This is a genomic window from Idiomarina sp. Sol25 (genome assembly GCF_033052775.1).
Taxonomy (GTDB): Bacteria; Pseudomonadota; Gammaproteobacteria; order Enterobacterales; family Alteromonadaceae; genus Idiomarina.
Genome location: NZ_JAUPEW010000006.1, coordinates 150,037 through 165,587, shown reverse-complemented (window position 1 = coordinate 165,587; position 15,551 = coordinate 150,037). Strand labels below are relative to the sequence as shown.

The following is a 15,551-nucleotide window of genomic DNA, read 5'->3' as shown; positions in this document are numbered from 1 at the left end:
TCTTAGAAGCATAATGAAATCAGCCCGATCCCATACAGCTCCGACCTCTTGCCGTACTCTCCGCTTTACTCCGGATGCGTATCAGGTTATGAGTTTTCCGGTAATGAACCAGCTGTTGTGCCGCGGCTCTTCATCGAATAGTAAGCGAACGATCCAACTTCCCCTTCTGCGTTCGCAAAAAAGTTCCATCGCTTCTCATATTTTTTTCAACTTTCACGAAATTGTCATAAACAAGCTTTACCCTCACTTTCGCATAAACACCCAAAACCAAAACCGGGAAGAACAAAACTATGTTTAACTCTACTTTCAAGCGTACAGCGGTTGCAGCTGCTATTGCTTTAGGCCTTAGCGGTGCTGCTATTGCTCAGGATACCTCGTCGTCAATTCGAGGGAATGTTGTTACTGCAACAGGCGATACAGCAGCAAACGCACGTGTCGAAATTATCCATATGCCAACAGGCACTCAATCAATAGCGACTACAAACGATAATGGCTCGTTTTCAAATACAGGTCTGCGAGTCGGCGGTCCGTACATTATTATTATTGAAGGCGAGAGTGGCAGAAAAGTATATGAAGATGTTTACCTAACACTGGGTGAAGCATTCCGTTTAAATGCTCAGCTTGAAGCGCAGGATATGGAGCGAATTCAAGTATCTGGTTCAGCACTTATTTCGTCGGATAACAGCGGAAGTAGCAGTTACTTTGGTGAAGACGCAATTGAAAACGCGCCGACGTTTAATCGCGACTTGAAAGAAGTTGTGCGTATGAGTCCATACGTTAACTTGTTCTCGGGAGATAGCACACCTATGAGTATTGGAGGTGCTAACCCTCGCTACAACAGCGTCTCAATTGATGGTGTTGGTGTAAATGATGATTTTGGTCTCAACAGTAATGGTTACCCTACCCAGCGTTCTCCAATTTCACTGGATGCTGTAGAACAAGTAACTGTCAACGTAGCTCCGTTTGATGCATCTGAAGGTGGCTTCTCAGGAGGAGCGATCAATGCGGTAACAAAGTCAGGCACGAATGAATTCCATGGCTCGTTAACGTATGAACGTATGAGTGATGCTTGGGCAGGCGACCCTAAAAATCCAGAAGGCGGTAATGAAGTACCTTTAGACTTTGAGAGGGATACATATAGTCTTGCATTGGGTGGACCCATTATCGGAGATGAGTTGTTCTTCTTCGTGAACTACGAGAACTCAAAAGAGCCAGCTCAAATTGAGTTCGGGCCAGCTGGAGCTGGGGCAGCTAACGACAGCCAGGTGACTCTTGATGAATACAAGCGTTTAAAACAAATCGGTCAGGACGTATATGGTGGCGTTGATATAGGTAGCTGGGATTCGGTTCAAGATACTGAAAACGAAAATTTATTGGTTAAATTAGATTGGAACGTTAATCAAGAACATCGTGTGGCCTTCACTTATAACCGTACCGAGGGTAACAATTTAAGAGGGCCATCAGGCGGAGATCGTACTTTGTACTTGGATACTAACTGGTACAACTATCAGCAAAATATGGATTTGTACCGTATATCGCTGTTCTCTGATTGGTCAGCTGATTTATCGAGTGAAATTTATGCAAGTCACAAAGCTGTAGAGGCTTTGTCAGGCTTGAAAACCAAAGAGTTTGGTGCTGTCTCAGTTGATACAGAAAACGGTACTTTAGCATTTGGGCCTGACTCGAATCGTCATGCTAACATGCTAACCAACGATAATTTGAAAGTAGGTGCTAATTTCACTTATTTGCTTGGTGATCACGAAATTGAGTTCGGTGGCGAGTATGATCAAGTTGAAGTATTCAATATTTTCGTGCGTAACTCTTTAGGTACGTGGGAATTCGACTCAATCGATGACTTTGAAAACCAAACAGCGAACGAGTTTACGTATGAAAGTGCATACACTAACGTTGCTGAAGACGCTGCAGCAGATTTTGAACTCGGTACCTGGAGCTTCTTTATCCAAGATAACTGGTACGTAAGTACAGACCTGGAAATTGGTATGGGCCTTCGCTATGAACGTTATGATGTCAGTGATAAACCAACGCTGAATCAGAACTTTGTAGACCGTTACGGCTATAGTAACCAAGAGAACCTGGATGGAAAAGACATTATTTTACCGCGGTTTGACCTAAAATGGTTTGCAACAGATGACACGGTAGTACGAGCGGGTGTCGGCCGTTTTTCTGGTGGCCGTCCTAACGTCTGGATCTCAAATTCGTTTTCTAACGACGGATATACGTTAGTTCAGTATGATAAAGGAGCGTTAGACCCGTCAGTATACTTAGAAAATGTTGATATCACTTCAATTCCTCAAGCTGTTCAAGACAGCATGGTAGCAGGCGATGGTGATACTAACAGTATCGATCCTAACTATGATATCCCGTCTGATTGGATAGCGCGTATTGCTGTTGACCAACGCTTTGATATTGCCGGTATAGGTGAAGACTTCCAGGCAACAGCTGAAGTAACTCGTAAATGGATGACCGATAATACTCAGTGGAAAGACATTTCTCGTTGTGAAGCGGGCGAAACGTCTGCGGGTATTAGCATCTATGAGCCTTGCGATCCAACGGCACCAGAAGGTCACTACGACCTATTGCTGACCAACGAAAATACTAACGGTAAGGCGTGGCTATATACTTTGTCATTGGCAAAAAACTGGGATAACGGTTTTAATGCTTATGCGGCGTATACACACCAAGATATAGAGGAAGGTAACCCCGGCAACTCTTCTACCGCAACGTCTAACTACCGTTACAACGTTGTTCGCGATAGAAATAAAGAGTTAATTGGCACTGCAGATTATCAAGTGGAGCATAGCTTAAAAATTGCTTTAGGTTATAGTAAAGAGTTTTTCGATGGTTACGCATCTAAGTTTAACTTGTTTTTCCAACGTCGCTCAGGTACAGCGTATAGCTATACAATGTCTATTGACGGCATGGGCGATTTGGGTGACCAGGACTACTTTGATGATGCGGATTACTATGTGCCGTATGTGCCAACTGGTGCTGATGATCCAAACTTGAGTCCGAACAGTTCGTTAACATATGAAGAAATTATGGCAAACTTCCGCGCAGCTGGTCTTGACGGCTATGCCGGAGGCTTTGTGCCGAAGGGAATTGGACGCTCGCCTTGGGTTAACACCTTAGACTTCCAGTTCCAGCAAGAAGTCCCTGGCTTCATGGAAGAGCACAAGGGCATCTTCTATTTTACGGTTAATAACCTACTTAATCTTATTGATAGCGACAAAGGAAATGTATTAACTAATCGTTATTCCAACAAAAACGTTGTTGGTTTAGAAGGACTTGATGATCAAGGTCGTTATGTTTATGGCGAACCACAGTATGGTTTTGACGCCGCTAACTGGGACTCTTTCCAAGCAGAAGAGTCAACATGGCGTATTAAGTTAGGTGTCAAGTATACCTTTTAATTAAACCACCGCACCTGATGCAATAGCATCAGGCTACAACACAAACGAATAAACCGCCGCTGGTATTGCCCGCGGCGGTTTATTGTTTTAACCTCCCAGTATCAGACATTTATAAACGCATCCTAATGGAACTGAGCTGGACCAGTCTTTTACCTTCCTTATTGGCAATTGTATTCGCCATAGTTACCCGAAAAGTTCTGCTGGCGCTTATTGGCGGTATTATTCTGGCCAACATTCTGCTGTTTTGGCCTGCTCCTGAAAATATTGCCTATGGCACGTTAAACAGCACCTGGGACACCCTTATTGACCCCAGTAATATGCTGGTCTGGTTCTTTACTCTGGGCATTGGCGCACTGTTTGGCGTGCTGGAAAACGGTGGTACGTTTAAAGAGTTTGTGCTCAAGCTAGAAAGAAAACAGTGGATAGAAAACAAGCGTCGGGCGCGCTTAATGACCTGGATACTGGGCGTTGTGGTTTTTATCGAATCGAACGTGACTATTATGATTTCCGGCACCACCTCGCGGCCTATTTATGACCGCCTGGGTATTGCCCGCGAAAAGCTCGCTTACATTGTTGATTCTACTTGTGCTGCCATTTGTATTTTAATTCCGCTGAATGCCTGGGGTGCGTTTAATTTAACGCTCATTTCGAATCAGGGCGTTGAACAACCTCTGCTGGTGTTTATTCAGTCTATTGCCTTTAACTTTTATGCCATTTTTGCGGTATTGCTGGCGCTTTTTGTGGCGCTGTTCGACTGGAACATTGGGCCCATGAAAGCCTTTGAAAAGAATGCTGTGCCCGATCAGGTTTCCAAAAATACCTGGGGCGATGGCCCGGATGAAGAGGCCCGTTTTGGCAAAGGTACCGCGGTGGTCATGACCAGCCTGATTTCGCTGGTAGTGATGGTGCCGGTTATGCTGCTGGTAACTGGTAATGGTGTATTGGTTGACGGTAACGGCACTTTAAGTGTGTTTGTCGCTATTTATGTGGCTTTGGGCATTGCCGTAGCCGGAACCCTGATGACACAGCCGGCAGGTTTTGCCGATGTTGGTAAGTACCTGTTAAAAGGCGCCTGGAATATTCTGCCACTGGCGGTCATTTTGTGGCTGTCTATAGCGCTGGGGGGCTTAACCCGCGACTTAGGTACGGGGGAGTTTTTGGCGGCCGCTTTGGATGGTTCGGTGGCACTGTGGATGCTGCTACCGCTGATATTTGTGCTGTCGGCTATTACGGGCTTTTCTATTGGCTCCAGTTGGGGAACCTTTGCCATTATGCTGCCTCTGGCGATACCGCTGGCAATGACGTTAGGTTTACCGGCTGCGCCCTTTATAGCGGCGGCAATTTCCGGGGGGATCTTCGGCGACCATGCGTCGCCCATTTCCGATACCACGATCATTGCTTCTATGGCCTCGGGTGTGGAGCATATTGACCATGTGCGTACGCAGTTGCCTTATGCCTTACTAGCGGGGCTTGCAGCAACGGTGGCTTACGCCGTAACGGGGATGCTTATTTAAGGTTAGCCGATTTGCGGCGGGCACGGAAAAAGCGACGTAATATATCGCCGCATTCTTCTGCCAAGACGCCGCTGTGCACTTCCACTTTGTGGTTCATAGAGGCGTGATTAATCACCTCAATGGCAGTGCCGGTGGCTCCGGTTCGCGGGTCAGTTGCACCGAACACCAGCCTTTTGACTCGTGCATGAGTAATTAAACCAGCGCACATAGCGCAGGGCTCCAGCGTCACGTACAGGGTGGCATTGACCAACCGATAGTTATCGATAGCCTGACCAGCAGAACGAATGGCTTGTGCTTCGGCATGAGCGGATGGGTCGGACAAAGAAATAACCTGATTGTAACCTTCGCCAACAATTTTATCGTCCATGACCAATACCGCGCCAACGGGTACTTCGTCTGCGTTTTGCGCTTGTTCAGCCAGCTCTAAGGCTCGCTGCATGTAGATTTCATCGGTTGTCATGAGGGCGATTTTAGCGCAGGATATTACCCAGTACCAGAATAACAATCCGCACTTATGCAGGAGAGAACAATGAAAAAGCTCATTATTAGCCTAATGCTGGCCAGTAGCTTTGGCTATGGCGCTCAGGCTGCTGCTCAGCAGTCGCCGGTAACAGTCAGCAGCGACTTAGAAGCTCAGGTCATTGAATGGCGTCGCCATATTCATGCCAACCCTGAACTGAGTAACCGCGAGTTTGAAACCGCCAAAATGGTGGCTGAGCATTTGCGCTCTCTGGGCATGGAAGTGGAAACCAGTGTGGCGCATACCGGTGTTGTGGGCATGCTAAAAGGCGGTAAGCCGGGCCCAACCATAGCGTTGCGTGCGGATATGGACGCGTTACCGGTTACAGAACAGACCGATGTGCCTTTTAAGTCAACGGTAACATCAGAGTATCGAGGCAATGAGGTGGGTGTGATGCACGCCTGCGGGCATGATACTCATGTTGCTATGTTAATGGGTGCGGCAGAAAAATTAGCCGAAATGAAAGACGAACTGGCCGGTAACGTGATGTTTATTTTCCAGCCAGCTGAAGAAGGCGCGCCTGAAGGCGAAGAGGGCGGCGCTGAGTTAATGCTTGAAGAAGGCTTGTTCGCCGACTTGATAGCCGAAAACAAACCGGAAAAAGTCTTTGGCATTCATGTCTGGGCAGGTTTTCCTACAGGTCATGTGGGCTATCGTAAAGGCCCGCTGATGGCGTCTTCCGATCAGTTCGAAATAAAAGTAAAAGGTAAGCAAGCGCACGGCTCTACACCATGGGCTGGCGTTGACCCTATAGTGACTTCTGCACAAATTATTAATAACGCACAGACTATTATCAGTCGTCAGACGAATATCACCAAAGCTCCGGCCGTTTTGTCCTTCGGTATTGTGGAAGGCGGTGTGCGTAATAACATTATTCCGGACGAAGTGACCTTAATTGGTACCATTCGCAACTTTGACATGGACATTCGTTCGGATATTCACGAGAAATTAAAGTTAACGGCGGAAAAAACCGCTGAAGCAAACGGAGCAGAAGCTCACGTTCATGTTGATTTGGGCTATCCGGTAACCAGCAACGACGCAGACCTGGTTGAGCAAATGCTGCCGGTAACAAAAGCGGTAGCTGGCGCCGATAAAGTGCAGGAAGTGCCATTAGTAACCGGCGCTGAAGACTTCTCTTACTATGCGCTGGAAGTGCCGGGAATGTTTGTCTTTTTAGGGGTTACCCCACCGGAGCGTGATATGTCAGAAGAACCGAGTAACCACTCGCCGCATTTCTATGCTGACGAAGACGCACTAAAAACCGGTACAGAACTTTATGTGAACTGGGCTCTGGAATCTCTCTAATATGCCAAAGTCTGCAGTATCGCTGTTTGCTATTTTACTGTTGGCCGTTAGTGTAATAACGGCCTGCAGTCCTCAAACCCGCCCCGATGCCATGTCCGTCGTTCAGGAACGTCAGGTACTGCGGGTGGGAACGCTGATAAACCCAACCAGCTATTATTTTGATCATGACCGTGAGCAGGGCTTCGAGTACGACCTGGCTAAACGCTTTGCTGAGCGCTTAGGCGTGGAGCTGGAGATGGTGCCGCGATTTGATGTGAATGATTTGTTTACCATGCTGCGCCGCGGCGAGGTTGACATTGTTGCAGCGGGTCTGGATCGGACATCGACACGCGCTCAGCTGTTCCGTTTCAGTCCGCCTTACGACATTATTAGCCAGAAAGTGGTGTTTAAACAAGGCTCGCGGCAGCGTCCGCGGGACTTGCAGCAGATTACCGACGGCGAAATTGTGGTGGTGGAAGGTAGCTCTCATCATGAGTTTTTGAGAAGCCTGGGTGACAGTATTCCGACACTAAAGTGGCGCGCGACCCGCGACCACGATGCGGTCGAGCTATTGCAAATGGTGATTAGTGGCGAAGTCGATTACACCATTACCGACAGTACGGCATTAAATATTCAACGCCGGTTTCATCCTGGTTTAAGTGTGGCTTTTACGGTAAAGCATGATCAGGATATTGCCTGGGCTTTACCGCAGGGTACCGATGACTCTTTGTTTGCGGCGGTTATTGAGTATTTTGGTGAAATTCGCTCCAGCGGGCGCTTAGCTCATATTAAAGAGCAGCATTTTGGTCACGTAAAACAATTTAATTATGTAACGACCAGTTTGTTTATAGAAGCGGTAGATCGTGTCCTGCCTGTTTATATAGAAACCTTTAAAGAGCATTCGGGGTCGCTTGACTGGCGCCTACTGGCTGCTATTTCTTATCAGGAGTCGCTGTGGAACCCGCGGGCGGTTTCTCCTACCGGGGTGCGCGGCATGATGATGCTGACATTGCCTACGGCTAAAGCGATGGGGGTTAAAAGTCGCCTGAATGCGGAACAAAGTATTCGCGGCGGAGCGCGTTATCTGGAGCGCATGCTAAATAGGGTGCCGGCAAGAATTCCGCAACCGGACAGAACCTGGTTTGCCTTAGCGGCGTATAATATAGGATTCGGGCATTTAGAAGATGCGCGAATAATAACGGAGCGTCAGGGCGGTAACCCGGACCGTTGGGTGGATGTGAAAAAGCGTTTGCCGCTGCTGAGACAAAAACAGTTTTATCGTCATACTCGCTATGGGTTCGCGCGAGGCGATGAGCCAGTGACCTATGTCGGTAACATCCGTCGTTTTTACGACACATTAAAATATTTAGATGAGCAAGGACGGCTGTAGCTGCCATAAAATTAGGTGTTTAAAATGAAAAAGACAGTCGCCGCAGTGCTAATAGCTTTAGCGCCGGTATTTGCCTTAGCACAAAGCCTGGGCGACAAAATTGAGTTGTCTGTAAACAACCAGCTTATTGAAGCAACTTTGGCTGAGCGCTTGTCGTCTGGAAACAGTTACCGGCTCACTTATGAAGACCGCTATGGTGACACTCAGCATTTGGGTTTTTTGCATAAGCGCGGCGATAACCAACTTATTTCAATTACGCACCCTCAGCTTGGCTCGGTTAGTATCCGTCGAGTTGATGGTGAGACTTTTGTCGAAGATACAGGCCTGCCGCCAGTAGAGCCAAAAGCTCCGCGAGTTGATGCCCCAAAAGCAGCAAGTTTAAATGTCAGGGCTTTGCCTCAAAAAGCGTATTTTGTAAACAAGTCTGCGGCTCCGGCAAGTGAAACACAATCATTTGATAGTTCACTCGATGTGCTGTTTGTCTATGATGAGCGGCTACTTGGTTACGCTGAGCAGAATGGCTACGATCTGGAATTGGCTATTCAAAGTGCCGTCGACGCAAGCAACAGCATTTTCCAACGTTCTGGTCTGGCGGTAACAATGGCAGTTGCCGGACTGGAGCGATTCCGGCCAGAAAGCACCACTAACTTTCCTAACGAAGCCCCTGATTCGTTACTGGATGAACTCATTAATGATAAACGAATAACACGAATGGTCGATCGCTACAAAGCTGATGTTGTGCATTTTATTGGCGCTGATAATCCGAGTTTATGCGGTATTGCATTTCGAGCGGTTCAGTTCAACCCTAGTGACAACCGGGTTAACTACGTGAGTGGTGGGGCTAATGCCGGTTATACCTCGTTAAGCTGTATGGGGAATGGAACCGTAGCGCATGAGATAGGGCATAACTTTGGATTGAAACACGATCGTTACACTTTGGCTGATAACTCAAGTGGCGGAGGTGGAGAACAATTTGATAACCATATTCCTTATGGCTTTATTGAGGAGCAAGGACGTTTTTACACGACGATGTCTTACGACTCGGTTTGTCGAAAAAAATTTAGCTCTGGAGATTGTGTAAGCGAAGCGGCGTATTCAAGCCCGGATTTAGTCGATAGAAATTATGGTTTGCCACTTGGCAGGGCGGCTGTCGAAATCGACGCGGCTAATGCGAGCCTTGCTGCTCAACGGAGTAGTATTATTTGGACAAACAACAGTTCAAGAACTAATGTTGCGGGCATGAGAGCTGAACGCACCGGTGATGATAGATTAGCCTTAAGTTGGCCGCGTGTTGAAGACGCTGAACGCTATGTTATTTATAGTGGACAGTGCGAGCTGTATGAGTCCATCGACCAACAAAACTTAATGGATACCGCGACGACTCAAAATATTTTCAATAACGCCATTTCTTATGCCGCTAGCTCGTTACCCTCAAGTCTTTGTGTCATTGCCCTGGATAATATCAATCCCGATACGGTCCGCTGGCGATTTGTTAGCAACGCTAGTTTCAGCGGTGATTACACTGATGCAACCGGCAACTATCTGCTGCTGAATAATAATGTATTGAGTCTTGTAGAGACGGGGGATCAGGCCGCAGTTACGATTGATTTATCTGACAGTGATACTGCTAATAACGCCATTCAGTTGGCTCTACCTGTTACTGCAAGTGGCACGGACGTGAGCCAGCAAGTAGGTATTGACAATGCCGCAGAGTGGTTTAACTGGACTGTTTCAGGGGCTGGCAATACCCGGACTATGACGGTGACTTTAAAGCAGTCTTTAGTAGACATCAGCTCCGGCTTAGGTAAGGACAACGTACACAACCCATACCATCTTCCGTTGAGAGTTGTGAATACGGATGCGCCCGGCTTTTCCGTTTCGAGCGGTTTGTGGATAGAGCCCGCGCGCGTGATAAGTGGCACTGCACAAGTATTTATTAGCGAGGGTGAGAGTGTAGCTGAGGTTACGATACTGAATGCAGCAATAAGCGTATACAACGTCCCGGGCGACGTCGTTATTAGCGTGTCAGACACTGAAGGTCTGATTTCCGGGTTCAGTGCCGTTGAAGTAGGCTCCGCAGTCGAAGGAGAGCGGCGGATTCAGATGACGGGTGAAACCCCAGTGGTGGACGAAGCACTGTCAGTCCCCCTACGCGTTGATTTCAGTGATGGTAGTGAAAGCATTACCGTGTCATTGACCGTAGAACCTCGAGCAATAGCGCCTTCTATTAGTGGTTTTACGGCAACGGGCACAACGGAAGGGGGAACGGTTCGCCTGTCGGCAACAGTGACTGATGCCGATTTGAATCTTGATCCGGGTAGTCTGCGGTTGTTTAGGGTCATGGATAGCGGTGAAGAGGAAGTGACCGGATTTGGCTTCAACGATGGTGCATTCAGTGCCTCATTAGGGCAACTTTCGGCGGGAACGTATCAGTATCGGTTAAGTGTAAGTGATACCGAGGGCAATACGCAGTCGGCGACGGCTCGCTTTACTGTTACCGCAGCTGACTCTGGCAGCAGCGGCGGCCATGCAGGCTGGCTTGTGGTGCTTGGCTTAGTCGCTCTTGGCTTGCGCCGCCGCACCGCTCATTGAAACTGCAGTTCTTTGTAGCTGAAATTGGCTTTGACTTCTTTTTGCATCCATTCGAGCATAACAAAGCAGCGTGATTCACCGTCCAGTTTGACAATCTTAGCAAGGAAACCACGGAAAGGGCCTTGCTGAATTTCGACCGTGTCGCCTATCTGAGGCGCCTGTTCATCGGTCAGTTGGTCAATCCCTCTCATTTGGTCAACCCAGCTTTGTGGAACCTTCGGAATGTTGTCGCCAAAACGCAACACACCAGCGACACCATAGGTGCTGCGCAATTTGTAGAACTGCTCAATAATGTCATCGGGTTTCACGAACACATAGCCCGGAAACATACGCTCAACCACAGAGGTACGCACACCCCGACGAACCTTTTTCACGGTTAACTCGGGCGCGAAAACACCGAACCCCTGATTCTCCAGATTCAGTATCGCGCGTTCTTCCTGCTTAGGCTTGGTTCGTACTATGTACCAAACGTCAGATTCGAGTTCATTCATAACAGGTCCTTTTGTGCGTCGGCGGGCGATCTTTCCACATTAGTCTAAGTTACGCAAATTAGGCTGGTAAGCCAGCATAAAATCGTTGCAAAAAAGCAGTATGACAAGGTAAGCTGATTAGGCATTTAAACGCAATAAAGGCATAAATCTATGCAAGCCAACCGCCTCAGACGTGAAAACAATTCCCGCCGTCGCGCCGTTATCCGTAAGCGCAAGCAGCGCATTATTGAGCGCCGCGAAAAATGGTTCCGCATAGTGAATCGCGAAGGCACCCCGAAAATTGAGTAGCCAAACGTGTATGTCAGGTTCGATATTGTACCTGACATGAATGTCAGGCTACTGTATAATCTGCCAGCAAAAATCGCCCAGCTTTGGAGACCTTGCTTGTGGAAATCTACCGCGGTGCACCTGCCTTATCAGCCTTCAAAACAACGAAGCAACTTGAACAACTGAAACAGGCAGGAATTCCTGTCAAAGAGCTTTATGCTGAGTATCAGCACTTTGTTGATTTGCACAATGAACTTAGCGACGAACATCGTTCCGTACTGGTGCAACTACTGAAGTATGGCCCCGAAATGCCGGCACATGAGCCGCAAGGTGCTTTGGTACTAGTTACTCCCCGCATTGGTACTATTTCTCCCTGGGCTTCAAAGGCCACCGATATTGCACACAACTGTGGTTTGAAAAGCATCCACCGCGTTGAGCGTGGCGTGGCTTTCTATCTTCAGGGGGACTTATCGGCTGAAGAGCTTAAGCAAGCGGCGTTACTGTTGCATGATCGTATGACCGAAAGTGTTTTGTACGACATGAATGACGCGCAGCAGCTATTCCGCTCGCAGGAACCGCAGCCATTGTCTTCGGTGGATATTCTGGCAGGCGGCCGTGAAGCACTGGCACAGGCCAATATCAGTCTGGGTCTGGCACTGGCCGATGACGAAATTGATTATCTGGTAGAAAATTTCCGCAAGCTGGATCGTAACCCTAACGACATTGAGCTTTATATGTTTGCCCAGGCAAACTCTGAGCACTGTCGCCACAAGATTTTTAACGCCGACTGGACCATAGACGGCGCGGAACAGCCTAAGTCGCTGTTCAAAATGATTAAAAACACCTTTGAAACCACACCGGACTACGTGTTGTCGGCTTACAAAGATAACGCCGCCGTTATGGAAGGCCATGAAGCCGGGCGTTTCTACCCGCAGCCGGACAGCATGAGCTATGGTTACAGCCACGAGCCGGTGCATATTCTGATGAAGGTGGAAACTCATAACCACCCAACCGCTATTTCACCTTACCCGGGGGCAGCAACGGGCTCGGGCGGTGAAATTCGCGATGAGGGCGCTACGGGTGTCGGTTCTAAACCCAAAGCGGGTTTGGTGGGTTTCAGCGTTTCTAACCTGAATATTCCTGGCTTTAAGCAGCCGTGGGAAGAGAACTACGGCAAGCCAGCGCGTATTGTTTCGGCGCTGGAGATTATGCTGGAAGGTCCGTTAGGCGGCGCGGCGTTTAACAATGAGTTTGGTCGTCCGGCGCTGACCGGTTACTTCCGCACCTACGAGCAAACAGTAGACAGCCACAACGGGCGCGAAACCCGTGGCTATCATAAGCCAATTATGATTGCCGGTGGTTTGGGTAATATTCGTGAAGCTCATGTACAAAAAGGTGACATTCCGGTTGGCGCTAAGTTAGTTGTGTTAGGCGGCCCGGCTATGAACATTGGTTTAGGTGGCGGCGCGGCATCTTCTATGGCGTCGGGTGAGTCGACTGAAGATTTAGATTTTGCTTCAGTACAACGCGAAAACCCGGAAATGGAACGCCGTTGTCAGGAAGTGATTGACCGCTGCTGGCAGTTGGGTGCTGAGAATCCCATTGCTTTTATACACGACGTAGGTGCTGGTGGCTTGTCGAATGCGATGCCGGAGCTGGTCAGTGACGGTGGTCGTGGTGGTCGCTTTGAACTGCGCGAAATACCGAACGATGAGCCTGGCATGACCCCTCTGGAAATTTGGTGCAATGAGTCGCAAGAACGTTACGTTATTGCGATTGCTCCAGAGAACATGGCGCGCTTTGAGTCTTTGTGTGAGCGCGAGCGTGCAGAATACGCGGTGATTGGTGAAGCGACTGAAGAGCTGACTATTTTACTGAACGATGCGAAGTTCTCGAATCAGCCCATTGATTTGTCGCTGGATGTGTTACTAGGCAAACCGCCGAAGATGCATCGCGATGTTGCCCGCTTGCAGGCCGAAGGTGCGCCATTACACTTGGAAGCGGCTGACTTGAATGACGCCGCTGATCGCTTATTGCGCTTACCGGCAATTGCTGAGAAAACCTTCTTAATCACCATTGGTGACCGCAGTGTTACCGGTCTGGTTGCTCGTGATCAGATGGTGGGTCCGTGGCAGATACCAGTTGCTGACGTTGCGGTAACTGCAGCCAGTTATGACAGCTACCATGGTGAAGCTATGGCCATGGGCGAGCGTACGCCGCTGGCGCTACTGAATTTTGGCGCTTCTGCACGTATGGCGGTGGCGGAGTCTCTGACCAATATTGCCGCTGCGGACATTGGCGATTTAAAACGCATTAAATTATCCGCTAACTGGATGTGTGCGGCTGGTCACCCGGGTGAAGACGCTGGTTTGTACGAGGCTGTTAAAGCTGTCGGTGAAGAGTTATGTCCGGAACTGGGTATTACCATTCCGGTGGGTAAAGATTCCATGTCGATGAAAACTCAGTGGCAGCAAGACGGCGAAGATAAAGCTGTGACTGCGCCAATGAGTCTGGTGATTACCGCGTTTGGCCGGGTGAATGACATTCGTGCGACTTTGACGCCGCAGTTGCGCACCGACAAAGGCCAGTCGCACCTGGTATTAATTGATTTAGGTAAAGGTCAGAACCGGCTAGGCGGCTCTGCACTGGCGCAAGTGTATCAGCAGTTGGGACAACATACGCCAGACTTAGACGACACTGAAGCCTTTAAAGCCTTCTTTAACACCACACAGCAGTTGGTCACCGAAGGACGTTTACTGGCCTACCATGACCGTTCTGACGGCGGGTTATTTACGACCGTAGCGGAAATGGCGTTTGCCGGAAACTGCGGCGCGAAAGTAGCGCTGGACGAATTAGGCGAAGACAACTTAGCTACTTTGTTCAACGAAGAGCTGGGTGCCGTGATTCAGGTGAGTGATGAGCAGTACCAGCAAGTGATGGACGCTTATAAAGCGGCTGGTTTGGGCGACTGTGTTAAAGGCATTGGTGAACCAACGCATGAAGACGCCATTGTCTTTACCCGTGACGAACAGAATGTATTAGCACAGAGCCGCACACATTGGCGCACTGTGTGGGGAGAAACCACGCATCATATGCAGCGTCTGCGTGACAACCCGGTGTGTGCTGACGAAGAATTTCGTCTTAAGCAGCGCGCAGACAACCCGGGCTTACAGGCCGACTTAACCTTTGATCCTGCGGAAGACATTGCGGCGCCTTATATTGCCAAAGGTGTGGCGCCTAAAGTGGCAATTTTGCGAGAGCAAGGCGTGAATTCACACTACGAAATGGCCGCGGCTTTTGACCGTGCCGGTTTTGAAGCGGTGGATGTTCACATGAGTGACATTTTAGCGGGTCGTGTGTCGTTAGAAGACATGCAGGCACTGGCCGCTTGTGGCGGATTCTCTTACGGTGACGTTCTAGGCGCCGGTGAGGGCTGGGCTAAGTCGATTTTATTTAATGACCGTGCGCGCCAGCAGTTTGAAGCTTTCTTTAAGCGTAACGATACGTTGGCTCTGGGTGTGTGTAATGGTTGTCAGATGTTATCGACACTGAAGCAGTTAATTCCGGGAACCGAGCATTGGCCACGTTTTGTAACCAACCGCAGTGAGCGCTTTGAAGCGCGCTTTAGCCTGGTTGAAGTGCAGGAATCTAAGTCGATTTTCTTAGGTGACATGGCGGGTTCGCGTATGCCAATTGCGGTGTCTCATGGTGAAGGCCGTGCGGAGTTTGCTAACCCTCAGCAGCAGTCTCAGCTGGAACAAAGTGGCCAGGTTGCACTGCGATACATTGATAACTGGGGCGAAGTAGCTGAGCAGTATCCGGCTAACCCGAACGGTTCACCCAAAGGTATTACTGCGGTAACCAGCGACGATGGTCGTGTGACGGCAATGATGCCGCACCCTGAGCGTGTGTTCCGTACCGTAGCCAACAGCTGGCACCCGGATGAGTGGGGCGAAGACAGTCCATGGATGCGCATGTTCCGCAACGCTCGTAAGCACATCGGGTAACGCGCCTGGCGCAAACCGCAATTCGGCTAACCCGTGGGCTTTCTGCTTACGGAGA

9 protein-coding genes are annotated in these 15,551 nt (G+C 49.1%); 7 read left to right on the top strand and 2 right to left on the bottom strand.

Annotated elements, in window-relative coordinates; all coding sequences use genetic code 11:
• The first annotated feature begins 290 nt into the window (after positions 1-290).
• Both Q5L94_RS10290 and Q5L94_RS10285 read left to right on the top strand, forming a co-directional pair.
• Positions 291-3,431: a TonB-dependent receptor gene (locus Q5L94_RS10290; RefSeq protein WP_317498318.1), complete on the top strand. Its 3,141-nt coding sequence runs from the start codon at positions 291-293 to the stop codon at positions 3,429-3,431.
• Between the two features lie 125 nt (positions 3,432-3,556).
• Positions 3,557-4,945, top strand: coding sequence for a Na+/H+ antiporter NhaC family protein (locus tag Q5L94_RS10285; protein WP_317498317.1), 1,389 nt, complete (start codon positions 3,557-3,559; stop codon positions 4,943-4,945).
• On the opposite strand, the gene tadA is transcribed toward Q5L94_RS10285, so the two are convergent.
• A complete protein-coding gene (gene tadA, locus Q5L94_RS10280; protein ID WP_317498316.1) occupies positions 4,938-5,405 on the bottom strand; it encodes a tRNA adenosine(34) deaminase TadA in 468 nt (155 codons plus the stop codon). The two genes, Q5L94_RS10285 and tadA, sit on opposite strands and share 8 nt — an antisense overlap.
• A 69-nt stretch (positions 5,406-5,474) precedes the next feature.
• On the opposite strand from tadA, the gene Q5L94_RS10275 reads away from it, so the two are divergent.
• The 3 genes from Q5L94_RS10275 to Q5L94_RS10265 are packed head-to-tail and all read left to right on the top strand — an operon-like array spanning position 5,475 to position 10,731.
• Positions 5,475-6,770 (top strand): amidohydrolase, encoded by a 1,296-nt coding sequence (locus Q5L94_RS10275; RefSeq protein ID WP_317498315.1) that lies wholly within the window; start codon positions 5,475-5,477, stop codon positions 6,768-6,770.
• Between the two features lies 1 nt (position 6,771).
• Complete coding sequence (gene mltF, locus Q5L94_RS10270; RefSeq protein WP_317498314.1) at positions 6,772-8,139, top strand: membrane-bound lytic murein transglycosylase MltF; 1,368 nt, start codon at positions 6,772-6,774, stop codon at positions 8,137-8,139.
• A 24-nt stretch (positions 8,140-8,163) separates the two neighbouring features.
• Positions 8,164-10,731 carry a zinc-dependent metalloprotease family protein gene (locus Q5L94_RS10265; protein WP_317498313.1) on the top strand — a complete coding sequence of 856 codons (2,568 nt, stop codon included), beginning with the start codon at positions 8,164-8,166 and terminating at the stop codon, positions 10,729-10,731.
• Here the strand turns inward: Q5L94_RS10265 and Q5L94_RS10260 are convergent.
• Positions 10,725-11,222, bottom strand: coding sequence for a transcriptional activator RfaH (locus tag Q5L94_RS10260; protein WP_286830479.1), 498 nt, complete (start codon positions 11,220-11,222; stop codon positions 10,725-10,727). The two genes, Q5L94_RS10265 and Q5L94_RS10260, sit on opposite strands and share 7 nt — an antisense overlap.
• Before the next feature lie 150 nt (positions 11,223-11,372).
• On the opposite strand from Q5L94_RS10260, the gene Q5L94_RS10255 reads away from it, so the two are divergent.
• Positions 11,373-11,510, top strand: a complete 138-nt coding sequence (locus Q5L94_RS10255) for a hypothetical protein (RefSeq protein WP_158511967.1) — start codon at positions 11,373-11,375, stop codon at positions 11,508-11,510.
• 98 nt (positions 11,511-11,608) lie between these two features.
• Positions 11,609-15,496: a phosphoribosylformylglycinamidine synthase gene (gene purL / locus Q5L94_RS10250; RefSeq protein ID WP_317498312.1), complete on the top strand. Its 3,888-nt coding sequence runs from the start codon at positions 11,609-11,611 to the stop codon at positions 15,494-15,496.
• Positions 15,497-15,551 lie beyond the last annotated feature (55 nt).

Excerpts from the sequence above, each read along its gene's own strand:
- tadA (WP_317498316.1), bottom strand. The coding sequence starts at position 5,405 with ATGACAACCGATGAAATCTACATGCAGCGAGCCTTAGAGCTGGCTGAA.
- Q5L94_RS10285 (WP_317498317.1), top strand. The coding sequence starts at position 3,557 with ATGGAACTGAGCTGGACCAGTCTTTTACCTTCCTTATTGGCAATTGTA.
- Q5L94_RS10260 (WP_286830479.1), bottom strand. The coding sequence starts at position 11,222 with ATGAATGAACTCGAATCTGACGTTTGGTACATAGTACGAACCAAGCCT.
- mltF (WP_317498314.1), top strand. The coding sequence starts at position 6,772 with ATGCCAAAGTCTGCAGTATCGCTGTTTGCTATTTTACTGTTGGCCGTT.
- Q5L94_RS10290 (WP_317498318.1), top strand. The coding sequence starts at position 291 with ATGTTTAACTCTACTTTCAAGCGTACAGCGGTTGCAGCTGCTATTGCT.
- Q5L94_RS10255 (WP_158511967.1), top strand. The coding sequence starts at position 11,373 with ATGCAAGCCAACCGCCTCAGACGTGAAAACAATTCCCGCCGTCGCGCC.
- Q5L94_RS10275 (WP_317498315.1), top strand. The coding sequence starts at position 5,475 with ATGAAAAAGCTCATTATTAGCCTAATGCTGGCCAGTAGCTTTGGCTAT.
- Q5L94_RS10265 (WP_317498313.1), top strand. The coding sequence starts at position 8,164 with ATGAAAAAGACAGTCGCCGCAGTGCTAATAGCTTTAGCGCCGGTATTT.